The organism is Streptomyces sp. Z423-1 (genome assembly GCF_013009255.1).
In the GTDB taxonomy this organism is placed as follows: Bacteria; Actinomycetota; Actinomycetes; order Streptomycetales; family Streptomycetaceae; genus Streptomyces; species Streptomyces gossypiisoli.
Genome location: NZ_CP053109.1, coordinates 6796359 through 6810446 on the forward strand (window position 1 = coordinate 6796359; position 14088 = coordinate 6810446).

Consider the following 14088-nt stretch of genomic DNA (forward strand, 5'->3'; position numbering starts at 1 on the left):
TCCCGGGTGGCCGCGCCACCACCGGTCACCCGGGCTCCCCGGCGTCCGCCGGTCGACGACGACCCACCCGGGCACCAGGCCGCCGTCGCACCCTGTCCCCCACAGTGCGGCGGCGGTCCTCAAGCCCCCCATCACCCGGAGCGCACGCCCATGCTCAACATCGCGGACACGCTGTACGACTGGTGCCGCGAGGCCCGTCCCTTCGCCCTCGCCACCGTCGTCGACGTCAGCGGCAGCGCACCCCTGCCACCCGGTACCGCCCTCGCGGTCGACACGGACGGCCACATGGTCGGCAGCATCTCCGGCGGCTGTGTGGAGGGAGCCGTCTACGAACTGTGCGTCCAAGTGCTCAGGGACGGCGGCAAGCCCGCCCGCGCCCGGTTCGGCTACTCCGACGACGACGCCTTCGCCGTCGGCCTGACCTGTGGCGGCGAGATCGACGTCCTGGTGCAGCGGGTCGAGCCCGCCGCCGAGCCGCATCTCGTCGACGCCCTCGACGCGGTCGTAGGAGGCCGGCCCGTCGCTGTGGCCGGGGTGGTGGACGGCCCGGACGACCTCCTCGGCCGCACCCTCCACGTCCCCGAGGGCACGGGTGCTCACCGCGGAACCGTGGGCGACACGAACGCGGACCAGGTTGTCGCAGCGCAGGCCCGCGCGCAGCTCAGGGCCGGCCGCACCCGCCGTGTCGAGGTGGGCGGCGACGCCGACACCTGCCCCGAGCGCCTGTCCGTCCTCATCCACACCCACGTGTCCCGTCCCCGCCTGCTGATCTTCGGCGCGGTCGACTTCGCGGGCGCCCTCAGCCGGGCCGGGCAGTTCCTCGGCCACCACGTCACCGTCTGCGACGCCCGCCCCGTCTTCGCCACCCGGGCCCGCTTCCCGCACGCCGACGAGGTCGTCGCCGACTGGCCCCACCGCTACCTGGAGCGCACCGAGGTGGACGGGCGTACCGCGATCTGTGCCCTCACGCACGACGCCAAGTTCGACGTCCCTCTGCTCCGCCTGGCGCTGAGCCTGCCGGTCGGCCATGTCGGCGCGATGGGCTCACGCCGTACCCACGAGCACCGACTGCAACTCCTGCGCGAAGCCGGCGTACCCGAGGACCGGCTGGCCCGCCTGCGCTCCCCCATCGGCCTGGACCTCGGCGCGCACACGCCCGAGGAGACGGCGATCTCCATCACCGCCGAGATCGTCGCCCACACCCACCAGGGCACGGGCCTGCCTCTGTCGCAGCGCACCGGCCCCATCCACCAACCCGTCCGGACGACGACGGGCCTGCGAGAAGAGGAGCTGCAGACATGGACCCCGTACGGAGCACCTCACCTCGAGGACTGACCGAGGCGACATCGGGGGCGCCCCTCGTCGCGGCGGCGGGTGCGGTGCCGGCTCTCGCAGCTGTACTTCGACGACGCGCAGGCGTTCACCGCCGTCCAGGTCCGTGCCGCGGGCCAGGAGATTCGGTGGTCGGCTATCCGGTGTGCGGCAGCCGGGTGGCGGGGATGACGCCGAGCCGGCCGGCCTGGTAGTCCTCGAAGGCCTGGACCAGTTCGTCGCGGGTGTTCATGACGAACGGGCCGTAGTGGGCGATCGGTTCACGAATCGGCTGCCCGCCCATGACATACAGCTCCAGCTTCGGAGTGTGTGAAGCCTGCCGCGGCGCGGCGGTGAGTCGCAGGCCGTCCCCGGGCCCGTGCACGGCGAGTTGGCCGACCTGGATCGGCCTGTTCTCGGCGCCGACCGTGCCGGCGCCGGCCAGGGCGTAGACCAGCGCGTTGTATCCGGGGTGCCAGGGCAGATCGACCTGGGCGCCAGGCTCGACTGTGATGTGCGCCAGCGTGATCGGCGTGTGCGTGACTCCCGGTCCGGCGTACCCGGCGATGTCGCCGGCGATGACCCGGATCAGCGCGCCGCCGTCCGGTGTGGTCAGCAGCGCCGCCTGGCTGCCGCGGATGTCCTGGTACCGGGGCGGGACCAGCTTCTTCGCCCGGGGCAGGTTGACCCACAGCTGGGTGCCGTGGATCACGCCCCCGCTCATCACCAGGCTCTCCGGCGGCGCCTCGATGTGCAGGATGCCCGCCCCGGCGGTCATCCACTGGGTGTCGCCGTCGGCGATCCGCCCACTGCCACCGTTGGAGTCCTCGTGGTCCACGATGCCGTCGATGACGTAGGTGACGGTCTCGAAGCCGCGGTGCGGATGCCACGGGGTCCCCTTGGGCTCACCGGGGCCCAGGTCCACTTCGCCGAGATGATCGAAGTGGACGAAGGGATCCAGTTCAGACAGGGGGACGTCGGCGAACCCACGGCGCACCGGGAAGCCCTCACCCTCGTAGCCGCGCGGTGCGGTGACCAACCGGCGCACCTCACGGACCCGGGTCCTGCCAGGGGCGAGCGTGGGCAGGCGGGGCAGGACGAGGACGTCCTCGACGGTGATGGCGGGCATGGCGCTCCTCCCTGGACGGACGCTGCCGGCGATCAGGCGAAGGGGTACGGGCCGAAGCGGCCCCACACCACCGCACCGGCCAGCACGATCAGCACAAGGTTCGTCACGATCGCGCTGGACTCCTTGCGCCTGGCGTGGGTGATTGCCGCCCCGGCCATCAGCAGCACGAGGCCGACGGCGGCCAGCGGCACCAGGACGGGGACGATGTCCAGCGCCGCGGGCAGGATCAACCCGACCGCGGCCAGCACCTCCAGGGCGCCGATCAGCTTGAGCGTGCCCGGAGAGAAGTCCTCGGCCCACGCCATGTTCGGCGAGGCGGCGAGCTTCTCCTTCGGCTGGGCCAGCTTCGCGCCGCCGGCGGCCAGGAAGACCGCGGCGAGCAGGCCGGCCAGAATCCACAAAAAGATGTTCATGAGTAGACCAATCAGAGGGGAGGCAGACAGGGCCCCGACGTTCTCGTGATGCGTCCCGATGTGCGGGATGAAAGCGGTATTTCGCGAGAACGCCGGGTCCCCTGGGGATCAGATGTGTGGAATAAGATCCGCCGGGTCGCCCGTCAGGCGCCGGCGAAGGCGTGCTTGTGTGCGTTCAGCCACTGCTGGAACGTCTGCAGTTGCGGGTTCAGGTCGCGGACGACGTCGAGGTCGCGGACCGCGTTGAACTGCGGCACTTCCGCGTAGAACTGGAACATGTTCCCCGACTCGGCCGCGGCGGGGAACGGCTGCGCCCGCATCACGTCGAAGGGCACCGGCACGTACGCCACCTCTTCGCCCAGGGCCGCGCTGAGCTGCTCGGCCATCTGCTTGCCGGTCAGGTGCTCGCCGGCGATGGACACGGTGCGGCCCACGAGGTCACCGCCGCGGCGGAAGATTCCGTAGGCGGTCTTGCCGATGTCTTCGGCGGCGATTCCGGCGAGCAGGCTGTCGGCCATCGGCATGGCCAGCACGAGCCGGCCGTCGTCTCCTCGCCGCGGCGCCATCGGGCCGAGCAGGTTCTCCCAGTAGAAGGTGGTCTGCAGGAAGGTGGTCGGCACCCCGGCATCGGTGAAGTACTGGTTGGCCTCGGCCTTGGCGTCGAAGTGCGGCACCTTGTAGCCGCCCATCAGCGTCGGCATGCGCTCGTCGTCGAGCGGGATGTAGTCGCGGGTGTCCTCCAGCGTCGACCAGATCACATGGGCCACGCCGGCGGCCTTGGCGGCCCGGGCCATGGTTGCCGCCTGCTGCTTCTCCCGCTCGGGCGACATGTCCTCCCAGAAGTTGGTCACCAGGAACGCCCCATGCGCCCCGTCGAACGCCTCCGTCAGGCTCCGCAGGTCGCCGGTGTCGGCCTTCACCACCTCGGCGCCCAGGGCCGTGAGCTCGCGTGCGGCGTCCGAGTCGGGGCGGCGGGTCAGCGCACGTACCGCGAACTCACCGTCGGCGTCGGCCAGGATCGCCCTGGCCAGCCCGCCGCCCTGGGAACCGGTCGCGCCGACCACCGCGATCACTTTCTTCTCCGCCACGGCCTTCTCCTTCTCATCGGGTCAGGGGCGACACACCCCCGTTGAATGACACGTCATTCATCTCCACGTCCGAAGTGCATGACGTGTCATATGATGTGTCATGTACGTTAAGGTGCAGGTGTATGACGTGTCAAGTGTCCAGGTAAACTCGTTGCGTATGAACGACACACCCGCGTGGCTGAGCCCCGCCGAGCAGCACGCCTGGCGTGCCTTCATCCGCCTGCACCAGAAGCTCTGGGCCACGCTGGAGCGTGACCTGAAGGCGCACAAGCTGTCCGGCGCCGACTTCCAGATCCTCGTCGCCCTCACCGACACCCCCGACGGTCGGCAACGATTCCAGGACCTCGCCAGCACCATCGAGTGGGAACAGAGCCGCCTGTCCCACCAGATCGCCAGGATGACCAAACGCGGCCTGGTGGCCCGGGAAGAATGCGCCGAGGACGGACGCGGTGTCTTCGTCGCCATCACACCGACCGGCCGCGAAACCATCGAGGCCGCCGCACCCCACCACGTAGCCACGGTCCGCCGCCTGGTCATCGACGCCCTCAGCCCGGACGAACTCGCCACCTTCGCACGGCTCTCCAACCGCATCCTGGAACAACTGGACAACGAGCCACGGTGACCCTCGCCGCGTATCAGTAGGGGCGGATATTGCGACCTGGTTCGAGGTGCTGCTGCGGCTGGGCCGCACGCCCGGGCACCGGCTGCGCATGACGGACCTGGCGGAGGCCGTGTCCTTCAGCTCGGGCGGCTTCACGCGGCTCGCCGACCGCATGGCGAAGGAGGGGTTGATCCGCCGCGATCCCAACCCGCCGACCGGCGGGCCGCACTCGCCGCGCTGACCGACCAGGGCGCCGAGGCGCTCGACCGCGCCCTGACCGCCCATGTCCGCCATCTCCGCAGCCACGTCACCGGACCGCTCTCGTCCGAGGACCGCCGCCACCTGGAGCGCATCCCGCGCACGCTCCGCGACGCCAACGAGTGAAGTTCCGCGCGGACGCGCATGCCCTCAGCGCAGGATGGGCGCCGTAACCGCATGGCCACCTGAAGCCGGTCGTCCGGACCGAAAGACAATCGCCCTTCGCCGTCATCGCAGAGACCATGGGCGGTCGTGTCCCTTGACGTGGTGTAGGCGATCAATCGTCGGTCGTGTTGGTGGTGTTGGGGAGTGCGGGGGCGCTTTCGCCGGCTTCGGTGGGGTAGATCTGGTCCATGCTGCCTTCGGGTAGGTAGCGGCGGGGGAAGGCGATCCACTCGTCGTGCATCTCGAAGAGCACGGCGGTGACCAGTCGGAGGAGAGCGTCGTCGTTGGGGAAGACCTGGACGACATCGACGCGGCGTTTGATCTCGCGGTTGATCCGCTCCAGCGGGTTCGTGGACTGAATCTTCTTCCAGTGCCGTTCCGGGAAGGCCGCGAAGGCGGTGAGGTCGTCCTTGGCGTCCAGGAGCATCTGCTTGACCTGGGGAAACTGTGCGCCCAGCATGTCGGCGACCGTGTCGAGCTGGTTGCGGACGGCGTCCTGGTCGGGCTGGGCGAAGATGGTGCGGATCGTCGCGGCGACCATTTCCGCGGCGTCCTTGGGGATCACGCCGAAGACATTGCGCAGGAAATGAAGCCGTAAGGATTCAACATGGTGTTTCGCTGTCTCTTGTGACGGATGCGAGTACGTCGGCGGCCGTGGTGAAACGTCGTTCGGCGAGCGTTGGGATGTACGGGTCCTGTTCGAGGAGGGGACGGACATCCTCGATGGCGTTGCGGATGGTGCCGCGGCTGACACCGAACAAGTCGGCCAGGGTCTGCTGGTCACATAGGTTTCGCTGGGAAAGGACCGTCGCCAGGATCCGGTCAGCGTCAGTGATCTTTTGACGGAAGACGCCGCCACGGGTTCCTGGGCGCCGGCCGCCGCCGCGTTTGCGATGCCGACGTTGTTCGATCGTGGCCTGGTAGGGCACGGTGATCCGGTCGATCAGCGCCTGGAAGTCCGGGCGGGGCATGCCGGTGAGTGCGGGGTGGGACAGGGTCTGTGAGAGATCCATTCGGCTGGTGGTCGCACCACCTTCTGCCCAGTCGCGTAGTTCCTGGGCGGAGGAGAAGTAGTGTGCGGTCTGCGAGACGGTGATCTTCTGCGCGTCTATGAGTGTGCGGGTCTCGCCGATGACCTGGCCGATCGTGACCGGGTTGATGGCGAGCAGGTCGACCAGAACCTTCTGGGAGCAGACACGGCGCAGATAGATCACGGTGACCAGGATGCGGTCGGCGTTCGAGAGCAGGGGCCTGCCGTGTGCTCCGGGGGCCTTCAGACGGCGGCCGCCGCGCTGCTGGAATTTGCGCTGTTCGGCCTGGGCGGCTTGCGCAGGGGCCAGCCGGGCGCATAGTGCCTCCAGCTCTGATGAGGTCATGCCGCTCAGGCGCGGGTCGGCGAGCATCGCCAGGACCCGCAACCTGCTCTGGTCCCGATCGCTCGTGTTGACCGCGCAGTTGCTGGCGGCGCCAGCCGGGGTGATCGTGTAGTTCCAGGATCCGTGCTGGTCATGGGGTGTGATCGGGAGTGAGCGCAGGTGCTCGCGGCTGACGGAGATTCCCACCGGGTAGGTCCCGGTGTCCAGCTCGGCGTGAACGCGCAGGCCGGTGCGGGTGCGGGTCGCGGCGATGCTGTTGACCACGACTTCGTGGCTGGTCAGGGGCCTGCCACGCCAGTTCATGGTGATGTGGGAGAACAGCCGATGCTCGACCTTGTTCCATTTCGAGGTGCCCGGCGGAAAGTGGCAGACGGTCACCGTGAGACCCATCTGGGCGGCGAACGCGGCGAGTTCGGCCTTCCATAGCCGGTAGCGGTAGCTGTTGGAGCCTCCGCAGTCCGCGGTGATCAACAGTCTGTCGGCATCCGGGTGGTCCATCCGCCCGCGGGCCCGCCACCAGCGGCGGATCGACTCGACGGCGAACACCGAGGTGTCGTGATCGGTGCCGACGTTCACCCAGCCGCTGTCGTGGGCCAGATCGTAGATGCCGAAGGGTATCGCCACGTCGACGTCGGGGCCGATGAAGTAGAAGCTGTGGTCCTCCACCTGCACCGGATCGCCGGCAGGGCGCCATTGCCGCCCGGGGTTCGGCAGCTGGCCCAGCTGCTCCTTCTTCTTGGCATCGATGCTGATCACCGGCTGGCCGCTGGACTGGTGCTCCTTGACCTGCTCGTTGATATAGCGGAACTGCGCGTCCCGGTCGGGGTGCTGCTTGCCCTCCAGCGTCTTGGCGCTGGCCTGCAGGCTGAAGCCCTGCACTTTCAGAAGCCGCCCGACGGTCGGAGCGGAGACCGGGTGACCCTGCCGGGTCAGCTCCTCTGCGAGGTTGCGCAGGGACTTGGTGGTCCAGCGCAGCGGCGACATCGGATCACCCCGCTCGTCCGGCTCCACCAGCTTCAGCAACGCAGGAACCAGGGAAGGATCTTGTTCCTCGGCGGGCTTGCGGCCGCCCCCGGGACGTCGGACGGCGCCGTCCGGTAGCGGATCCCCACCGGCCTCCAGCTCGAACACGCCGTTACGGACCGTGCTCTCGCTCACCCCGGCCACCCGCGCAACGGCCCGTACCCCACCGTGTCCGAGCAGTCGAGCCTCCTGGGCCAGCATCAGACGCCGCTGACGCTCGTTCAGATGCGGCAAGACGACCTGGAACCGCAGCGCAAGCTGATCCAGAACGTCGGCGGCGAAGCTCATACCAGAGCAACGATCTTGTCCTATGAAAGCAACGGGTTGATTCTTTACGGCTTCAATGAACCCGGCAGCGCTGGTAGGCCGCGCCGATCATGACCTTGCGGATCGCCTTGACCAGGCCCGAGTGGTGATCGCCCAGTACGAGTCGGACACCGCCCAGACCGCGTTCGCGCAGGTGACGCAGGAACTGGGTCCAGAACACCTCGGTCTCGCTGTCGCCGACCATCACTCCCAGCACCTCGCGGCCGCCGTCCTCGGTGATGCCGGTGGCGATCACCACGGCCCGCGAGACGATCTGGTGCGCGACCCGTGCCTTGCAGTAGGTCGCATCGAGGTAGACGTAGGGGAAGCGGGTGTGGTCCAGGGGCCGGCCGCGGAACGCGGTCAGCTGGGTGTCCAGGTCCGCGCAGATCCGTGAGACCTCGCTCTTGGAGATCCCGCTGTCCGCACCCAGCGCCTTGACCAGGTCGTCGACCGAACGGGTGGACACTCCGTGCACGTACGCCTCCATGATGACGGCGAACAGAGCCTGGTCGATGCGGCGGCGACGCTCCAGCAGGCTCGGGAAGAAGCTGCCCGAGCGCAGCTTGGGTATGGCCAGGTCCAGGTCACCGGCCTGCGTAGTCAGCGTCTTGTCGCGGTGCCCCTTGCGCAGCGCGGTGCGTGTCTCGGTGTGCTCGTTCCACTCCGCACCGATCCTCGACGTCGCCTCGGCCTCGATCAGCTCCTGCAGCATCCGCTCGGCCACGAAACGGACGAGTTCGAGTCCGTCCGCCGAACGCAGTGACTCCAGCAGCCGAAGTAAGTCATGCTGGGACAGGGCCATCATGCACCTCCTGGTTGAACTGGCCGTTTACCAGGGAGAGTTGCATGGTGGCCCGCCTGCCGGGCAGGGAGCGGAATCCCTATCGACACACGCCCCGGGGCGTACGCCCCAACGTTGATCGGCTACACCACGAAGCGGGACGCCATCCCATGGGCCCGCCCCCGTCCGCCGGGACGGCACGGCGCGGGTGATGCGCGTGCCCTGGCGCTCGCGGTTCGCCGTCCGCGTCCTGACGGTGGCCGGTGCCTTGCCTCTGGCTCAGGGCCGAGCATCCGGTGCCGGTGCTCGCGGTGCTGGGACGTCGGCCCAGCCGCATTCCCCACCTGCTGCTGTCTTGGTCAGAGGTTCAGCAGGTGTGCCGCGTTGCGGTGTGCGATGCGCGTGAGGTCGGCGCGGGAGAACGGCGCTGTGCGGAGGAACTCGACTGCCTCGGCCGTCGATTCGTAGGGGTAGTCGACGGCGAACAGCAACCGGTCGGCGCCGATGGCGTGGACGGCTCCGAGGAGGGCCGCGTGGGAGAAGACGCCGCTGGTGGTCGCGTAGAGGTTGTGCCGCAGGTAGTGGGAGGGCAGGTGTCGTGGCCTGCTCCTGGGGTCGGCCTGGTGGTAGCGGCTGTCGAGCCGGGCCAGCTGGAAAGGCAGCAGTTCTCCCATGTGCCCCAGCGTCACCGAGGCCCGAGGGAACTCGTCGAACACTCCGCCGTAGATCAGGCGCAGTGCGTGGGCGCCGACCTGCGCTGTCCATCCCCAGGACGGCCCGCTCAGCACGGGGTACCCCTGGAACACCCGCCACTGATCGGCGGGGAAGAGCGCGGGATGGATGTAGAGCGTCACGCCGAGCCGTTCAAGCTCGGCCCACACCGGCCGGAACTGCGGCTCGTCGAGGTAGTGGCCCTGAACGTGGTCGTTGTGCAGGACTCCCTTGAGGCCGAGTTGCTCCACCGCCCGGCGCAGTTCGGCCACGGCGGCCTGCGGGTCCTGCAACGGCAGGGTGGCGAAGCCGGCGAACCGTGTCGGGTGGGCGGCGACCACGTCGGCCAGGTGGTCGTTGACCTGGCGGGCCGTGGCCACGGCCTCCGAGGGGTCCTCGATGGCCTCCACGCCGGGTGAGGTGAGCGACAGGATCTGCATGTCCACCCCGTGCTCGTCCATGTCCGCCAGCCGCAGCTCCGTGAAGTCGGCGAGCCGGCGCCCCCACTCTTCCCCCCAGCCGGGAGGCATCCTGGCTTCGCCGGGCCACGGGATCAGCTCCGGAACGGAGAACGCCTCTTCGACCGCGATCACCTTCATGCCGCGCCCCGGGCGGCCGGCGGCGGTCCCGGCCGAGGTGGAGGTGGCGGCCTGGGCGGCGGCGGGCGGGGCCGCGAGGGCTGCTGTGCCGGCGGTGGCGCCGGCCGCGGCGGCCAGCAGACGCCGCCGCGAGGTGTGCGCGGCGAGGGGGGATGCAGACGATCCTGTCGTCATCGTCCTGCCTTTCCATCGGTTTGACGGGAATCGAGGGGCATGGGTCGGAGGGGCGGGATCGATTTGAGCTCACAATTAAGAAACCTAATCGTAGGCAACCTAATCGTAGGCTACCTAATGAATGCGGATCTCGGAAGCTCCCGGTGGTGTTGGGCGCCAGGTCTGACCGGCCTACGATCGGCAGACCGCGCCGGACCGACCGCCTCACCGTGAAAGCAGAACCCCATGGCCTCCTCCCCGCCTGAATCCGAGCCGCTCATCCGGCTGCTGTGGCGCGCACACAACTGGTTCCGAGCCGCCCTGACCACCGCGTTCGAGGCCGAGGGAGACGGGGCGACCATCAGCGCGGCACACGTGACCCTGCTCAGTCAGCTCCCGTCAGAGGGAGTGAGCATCGCCGAGCTGGCTCGACGTCTGGGCGTCAGCGCCCCGACTGCGCACCAGTGGGTCCATGAACTTGTCGCCCTGGACGTGGTGACCGTGGAGAGCGATCCGCACTCCGCCCGGTCGAAGCGCGTACTCCTCACGACGGCCGGCGTCCGGCGCCGCGAGGAGACGATGCAGATCCTGGCCGGGCTCGAAGCCACGCTCGCCGAGCGCGTCGGCGCGGATACCGTCACCGCGCTCCGGGCCGCACTGGAGGAACCATGGGGATCTCCGGAATCGGCGGTAGCGGACCCCCCCGACCTTTCCACCCGATAACGCTGTTTGCTCCCGGGACAGTGGCCGAGTTCCACGCCGACAAGGGCGACGACTACGACCACCTGCGTCGTCGGCTCAGCAAACGCGGCCTGCGGCTGTCCGCCCGCCGCGGATTGGATCAGTGGCTCCAGCAGATCTCGGAGGTGGGGCGGTTCCACACTGGGTGTCGGTGAAGCCCGCATCGACGGTGTCTCCAGCCGGTCGTCCAGCATCGGAATCCCCAGGTACTGGAAGCAGAGCGTCGGGCCGCCGCGGTCCCGGGCCGGCAGGGCCACGGCCGTGGCGACGCCGCCGACGGCGCTGTCGCCGCCGACGGCCAGCCGTGCCGGGTCGATGCCCAGCTCCGCTGAGTGTCCGGCCGTCCAGAGCAGCGCGACGTAGGAGTCCTCCAGTCCGGTCGGGAAGGGGGTCGGCAGTCCGAACCGCGCGGGCGGCGGCGATGTCGGTGAACGGCAGATCGTTGATCATCGGGACAACATGGGCCAGCGCGGCATCGAAGGCGTAGGACATGGTGCCCTGCTCCTCGGATGCCTCTCGCTCGCGCGATCTTCGGGACTGCAGACAGCATTCCGCGCCATACGTGACATACCGCGTCAGGGCTCTCACGGCGTTTCCGTAAAGCCGGCCGGCCGTAAAGCCGGCCGCCGCTTCGCTCCCGGGCGCGTCAGGACGGCCGGGTGGGCCAGAGCGCGGTGACGTCGTCGGCCGGGGGTTCGGTGATCATCCGGTCGGCATCGGCCGGGGAGCCGCCGATGGCCCGGGAGTTGCCCGCGGCTTCCGGGGCGTACGGCGGCCACCCCGGGTCGCCGGTGGCGGCGAAGGCGGCCCAGGCGCCGACGAGGGTGTCGCGGGCGGTGAGGTGTTCGGGGTGTCGGCGCCGACGGCGGGCACTCCCACAACGGCGGCTGGCTCCGCTTCGACGGCTCGCGTCTCGCCGAGGAACGAGGGGCCTGCTACCTCCAACTGGGCCGTCCCGACCTTGCGGAGGAGGCGCTCACCGCGGCACTTGGCCAGCCCTTGTCGCTGCGTCGCCGCGCCGCCGTTCTGAGCGACCTCGCCGCCCTCGGGGCGTACCGGCGGGACCCCGAATTTCGGATCTTCCGCGAGGCGTGGATCGCCGGTGTGCACAAGCACTATCCCGGCGAACCGAAGCCCGGCTACATCACGCCGTGGGACGAGACGCCCGAGTGGGAGCGCGAGGCGGCCGCCGCCGTGTGCGGACAGGTACGCGACTTCATCGAGGTCAGCGGGGGGGGGCATGCGGCTCGGCTCACCCGCGAGCAGAAGGGACACTTCGTCGCGATCTGCTGGACCGCCCAGATGTACCGGATTTTCGAGGACCCGAAGCCCGGATACGTCGCCGACTGGACGGACCTGCCGACCTGGCAGCGGGAGACGGACGCGGACATCTTCGAATGCATCGAGCGGACCGTCTGACCTCAGGAGCGACGACGTCCCCGTCCAGGCCGCTCTGGACGGTGACGCCTTGTTACGTAGCCATCAAAGTTGCCACGGAAGCGCAATCTCTGCATGTTTGTGCAGGTCATAGCGATGTGGTGATTCTCCCCCGGCGTACAGCCCGACTCGTCTGCGTGCCGCGCGCAGGTTGTCGGGGCTGTCGAGGAGCTGGTCCTCGACCTCGGCCGGGTGGACGTTCTCGCCGCCGGAGATGATCAGGTCCTCCTTGCGGTCGACGCCGTCGCCGTCGCCGTCGCCGTCGAGGCGGGCCACGTCCCCGCTGCGGTGCCAGCCGTTCATGAGAGCGGCGGCTGTCTCTTTGGGGAGTCCCCAGTGTCCGGCCATGACGTTGGGGCCGCTGACCAGGATCTCGCCGGGCTCTCCGGGGCCGACGGGGGAGAGGTCGGGGCGGGGCTCGCCGATGGCAGTTTTGTCGCGGCCGTTGCCCTTCAGCCGAACTGGTCGCCGGCCGTCCGACGGCCACCGGACTTCGTCCACACCCGCGCCGGCACCCTGTTCGCGGGCACCACCGAGATCATGAAGGAGATCATCGGCAAGTCGCTGCTCCGTTGACACGCACCGCGCGGTCATCCACTATCAGGAAACCTGTTAATTGAAGATTATAGGAGCGGCCGACGTCATGTCATTCAGCTCAAGCGTCAAGGCCAGAGGGGTCCAGCTGCTGCTCGGCGGCATGATGGCCCGCGTGCACAAGGACCTGCGCTTCACCGACATCCCCAAGCGCACCGAATCCCTCCGGGTCGATACCGGCGCAGGCCCGGTGAACTGCACCGTCTACCGCCCGCAGGCCACGGCCGGATCCCTCGCCCCCGTGTACGTCAACTTCCACGGTGGCGGTTTCGTGGTCGGCCGCCCGGAGCAGGACGACCACATCTGCCGCTACATAGCCGCCACGGCCGGTTGCGTTGTGATCAACGTGGACTACGCCGTCGCCCCGCAGAGGCAGTTCCCCGTACCTGTCACCCAGGCCTACGACGTCACCGCGTGGGTCGCCGAGAACGGCCCCGCCCACGACTGGGACGGTTCCCGACTCGCCGTGGGCGGACACAGCGCCGGAGCCAACCTGACCGCAGCGGTCTGCCGCCTGGCCCGGGACCGCGGCACCTTCTCGCCCCGCCTCCAGATCATCGACTCCGCACCGCTCGACCAGCTCGCCGACCCCGCCACCAAGCAGTCCCTCATCGCCAAGCCGCTGCTCAGCCCTCAGCTCATGCGGATCTTCACCGACGCCTACGTCCCGGACCCGGCCGACCGCGCGCATCCCCTCGTCTCGCCCGCCCTGGCCGACGACCTCGCCGGACTGCCGCCCGCTCTGGTCATCACCGCGGAGAACGACCGCCTGCGCGACGAGGGCGACGCCTACGCCAAGGCCCTGGACGTCGCCGGCGTCCCAGTGACCCACCGCGTCTTCGAGGGCGTCGACCACTACTTCACCCACACCGGTCCGGTGCCTGCAGGGAAAGAAGCCATCGATCTGATGGCCACCACCCTGCACAGCGCACTCAGCGGCTGACACTGCCGGCGTGCCGGCGTGGCGTCAGGCTCAGGGTCGACGATGACGGATCAGCCGTCCATCGCTGGCGACCCGCCGGTCAGGAGCGGCGCGACCGGTGACGGGAAGCCTTCACCGGTGCGGGCAGCGGCCGTCGCAGCAGGCATTCCTCCAGCTCGGTCCGGTCGTCCAGGGTGCAGCTCGGGGCAGTGTGCCGGCCGCGCCGGCCACTGGGCCAACACCCACTTCTTCAACGCCTACGAGCAGGACGGCGAGCTGATCATCGACGGCCACCGCAGGCCGGCGGACCGGCTCGTGGCGGACGAAGCCCGGGCCCTGCTGCGAGCGGGCCGCACCGCCCGCGTCACGGTCGGCGGCAACGGCGACGGCTGCCCCGAACCGCTCACCCTCCTGATCCACGTCCACGCCTCCCGCCCCCGCATGATGGCCCAGGGCACGGGGCCGATTCATCGATGA

14 protein-coding genes and 5 pseudogenes are annotated in these 14088 nt (G+C 69.3%); 10 read left to right on the top strand and 9 right to left on the bottom strand.

All coding sequences use genetic code 11. The annotated features are described in order from the left end of the window. The first annotated feature begins 150 nt into the window (after positions 1-150). Positions 151-1335 (top strand): XdhC/CoxI family protein, encoded by a 1185-nt coding sequence (locus HJD23_RS30520; protein WP_171111187.1) that lies wholly within the window; start codon positions 151-153, stop codon positions 1333-1335. 133 nt (positions 1336-1468) lie between these two features. Here the strand turns inward: HJD23_RS30520 and HJD23_RS30525 are convergent, their stop codons facing one another. The 3 genes from HJD23_RS30525 to HJD23_RS30535 form a co-directional block, all read right to left on the bottom strand. Further along, complete coding sequence (locus HJD23_RS30525; protein WP_171111189.1) at positions 1469-2440, bottom strand: pirin family protein; 972 nt, start codon at positions 2438-2440, stop codon at positions 1469-1471. Positions 2441-2472: 32 nt separating this feature from the next. Beyond that, positions 2473-2853 (bottom strand): DoxX family protein, encoded by a 381-nt coding sequence (locus HJD23_RS30530; protein ID WP_171111191.1) that lies wholly within the window; start codon positions 2851-2853, stop codon positions 2473-2475. Positions 2854-2996: 143 nt separating this feature from the next. Next, the gene (locus tag HJD23_RS30535; RefSeq protein ID WP_171111193.1) at positions 2997-3941 is read right to left on the bottom strand and encodes an NmrA/HSCARG family protein; all 945 of its coding nucleotides are present in this window, start codon (positions 3939-3941) and stop codon (positions 2997-2999) included. A gap of 157 nt (positions 3942-4098) precedes the next feature. Between HJD23_RS30535 and HJD23_RS30540 the strand changes: the two genes are divergently transcribed. After that, complete coding sequence (locus tag HJD23_RS30540; protein WP_171111195.1) at positions 4099-4563, top strand: MarR family winged helix-turn-helix transcriptional regulator; 465 nt, start codon at positions 4099-4101, stop codon at positions 4561-4563. An 88-nt stretch (positions 4564-4651) separates the two neighbouring features. After that, positions 4652-4783, top strand: a complete 132-nt coding sequence (locus HJD23_RS44235; protein WP_240980860.1) for a MarR family transcriptional regulator — start codon at positions 4652-4654, stop codon at positions 4781-4783. Between the two features lie 294 nt (positions 4784-5077). Here the strand turns inward: HJD23_RS44235 and HJD23_RS30550 are convergent. The 4 genes and pseudogenes from HJD23_RS30550 to HJD23_RS30565 form a co-directional block, all read right to left on the bottom strand. After that, positions 5078-5560 (bottom strand): annotated as a pseudogene (locus HJD23_RS30550) (transposase); the annotation flags it as partial. A 7-nt stretch (positions 5561-5567) separates the two neighbouring features. Next, positions 5568-7652 carry an ISAzo13 family transposase gene (locus HJD23_RS30555; RefSeq protein WP_171116290.1) on the bottom strand — a complete coding sequence of 695 codons (2085 nt, stop codon included), beginning with the start codon at positions 7650-7652 and terminating at the stop codon, positions 5568-5570. Between the two features lie 55 nt (positions 7653-7707). Further along, a pseudogene (locus HJD23_RS30560) lies at positions 7708-8475 on the bottom strand (IS256 family transposase); the annotation flags it as partial. 338 nt (positions 8476-8813) lie between these two features. Further along, complete coding sequence (locus HJD23_RS30565) at positions 8814-9938, bottom strand: amidohydrolase family protein (protein ID WP_232108001.1); 1125 nt, start codon at positions 9936-9938, stop codon at positions 8814-8816. Positions 9939-10163: 225 nt separating this feature from the next. Between HJD23_RS30565 and HJD23_RS30570 the strand changes: the two genes are divergently transcribed. Both HJD23_RS30570 and HJD23_RS30575 read left to right on the top strand, forming a co-directional pair. Beyond that, positions 10164-10640 (top strand): MarR family winged helix-turn-helix transcriptional regulator, encoded by a 477-nt coding sequence (locus HJD23_RS30570; RefSeq protein WP_171115750.1) that lies wholly within the window; start codon positions 10164-10166, stop codon positions 10638-10640. 20 nt (positions 10641-10660) lie between these two features. Continuing rightward, positions 10661-10813: a hypothetical protein gene (locus tag HJD23_RS30575; RefSeq protein ID WP_171133956.1), complete on the top strand. Its 153-nt coding sequence runs from the start codon at positions 10661-10663 to the stop codon at positions 10811-10813. Positions 10814-10843: 30 nt separating this feature from the next. On the opposite strand, the pseudogene HJD23_RS30580 reads toward HJD23_RS30575, so the two are convergent. After that, positions 10844-11098 (bottom strand): annotated as a pseudogene (locus HJD23_RS30580) (alpha/beta hydrolase fold domain-containing protein); the annotation flags it as partial. Between the two features lie 427 nt (positions 11099-11525). Here HJD23_RS30580 and HJD23_RS44240 point away from each other — a divergent pair. Both HJD23_RS44240 and HJD23_RS30585 read left to right on the top strand, forming a co-directional pair. Further along, positions 11526-11723: pseudogene (locus HJD23_RS44240) on the top strand (transcriptional regulator); the annotation flags it as partial. A 12-nt stretch (positions 11724-11735) separates the two neighbouring features. Next, positions 11736-12077: a hypothetical protein gene (locus tag HJD23_RS30585; RefSeq protein WP_240981003.1), complete on the top strand. Its 342-nt coding sequence runs from the start codon at positions 11736-11738 to the stop codon at positions 12075-12077. Between the two features lie 171 nt (positions 12078-12248). On the opposite strand, the pseudogene HJD23_RS44245 reads toward HJD23_RS30585, so the two are convergent. Further along, positions 12249-12509: pseudogene (locus HJD23_RS44245) on the bottom strand (p-hydroxycinnamoyl-CoA synthetase); the annotation flags it as partial. On the opposite strand from HJD23_RS44245, the gene HJD23_RS44250 reads away from it, so the two are divergent. The 3 genes from HJD23_RS44250 (at position 12432) to HJD23_RS45060 (ending at position 14088) form a co-directional block, all read left to right on the top strand. Continuing rightward, on the top strand, positions 12432-12671 hold the full coding sequence (locus HJD23_RS44250) for a hypothetical protein (protein ID WP_232108008.1): 240 nt from the start codon (positions 12432-12434) through the stop codon (positions 12669-12671). The pseudogene HJD23_RS44245 and the gene HJD23_RS44250 sit on opposite strands and share 78 nt — an antisense overlap. 67 nt (positions 12672-12738) lie before the next feature. Further along, entirely contained in the window at positions 12739-13632 is an 894-nt protein-coding gene (locus tag HJD23_RS30595; protein ID WP_171115747.1) for an alpha/beta hydrolase, read from the top strand. A gap of 117 nt (positions 13633-13749) precedes the next feature. Beyond that, a complete protein-coding gene (locus tag HJD23_RS45060) occupies positions 13750-14088 on the top strand; it encodes a hypothetical protein (protein WP_180686635.1) in 339 nt (112 codons plus the stop codon).

Bases quoted from the DNA above. Each gene is read 5' to 3' on its own strand.
- HJD23_RS30520 (WP_171111187.1), top strand. From the start codon at position 151: ATGCTCAACATCGCGGACACGCTGTACGACTGGTGCCGCGAGGCCCGT.
- HJD23_RS30525 (WP_171111189.1), bottom strand. From the start codon at position 2,440: ATGCCCGCCATCACCGTCGAGGACGTCCTCGTCCTGCCCCGCCTGCCC.
- HJD23_RS30530 (WP_171111191.1), bottom strand. From the start codon at position 2,853: ATGAACATCTTTTTGTGGATTCTGGCCGGCCTGCTCGCCGCGGTCTTC.
- HJD23_RS30540 (WP_171111195.1), top strand. From the start codon at position 4,099: ATGAACGACACACCCGCGTGGCTGAGCCCCGCCGAGCAGCACGCCTGG.
- HJD23_RS44235 (WP_240980860.1), top strand. From the start codon at position 4,652: ATGACGGACCTGGCGGAGGCCGTGTCCTTCAGCTCGGGCGGCTTCACG.
- HJD23_RS30555 (WP_171116290.1), bottom strand. From the start codon at position 7,652: ATGAGCTTCGCCGCCGACGTTCTGGATCAGCTTGCGCTGCGGTTCCAG.
- HJD23_RS30565 (WP_232108001.1), bottom strand. From the start codon at position 9,938: ATGACGACAGGATCGTCTGCATCCCCCCTCGCCGCGCACACCTCGCGG.
- HJD23_RS30570 (WP_171115750.1), top strand. From the start codon at position 10,164: ATGGCCTCCTCCCCGCCTGAATCCGAGCCGCTCATCCGGCTGCTGTGG.
- HJD23_RS30595 (WP_171115747.1), top strand. From the start codon at position 12,739: ATGTCATTCAGCTCAAGCGTCAAGGCCAGAGGGGTCCAGCTGCTGCTC.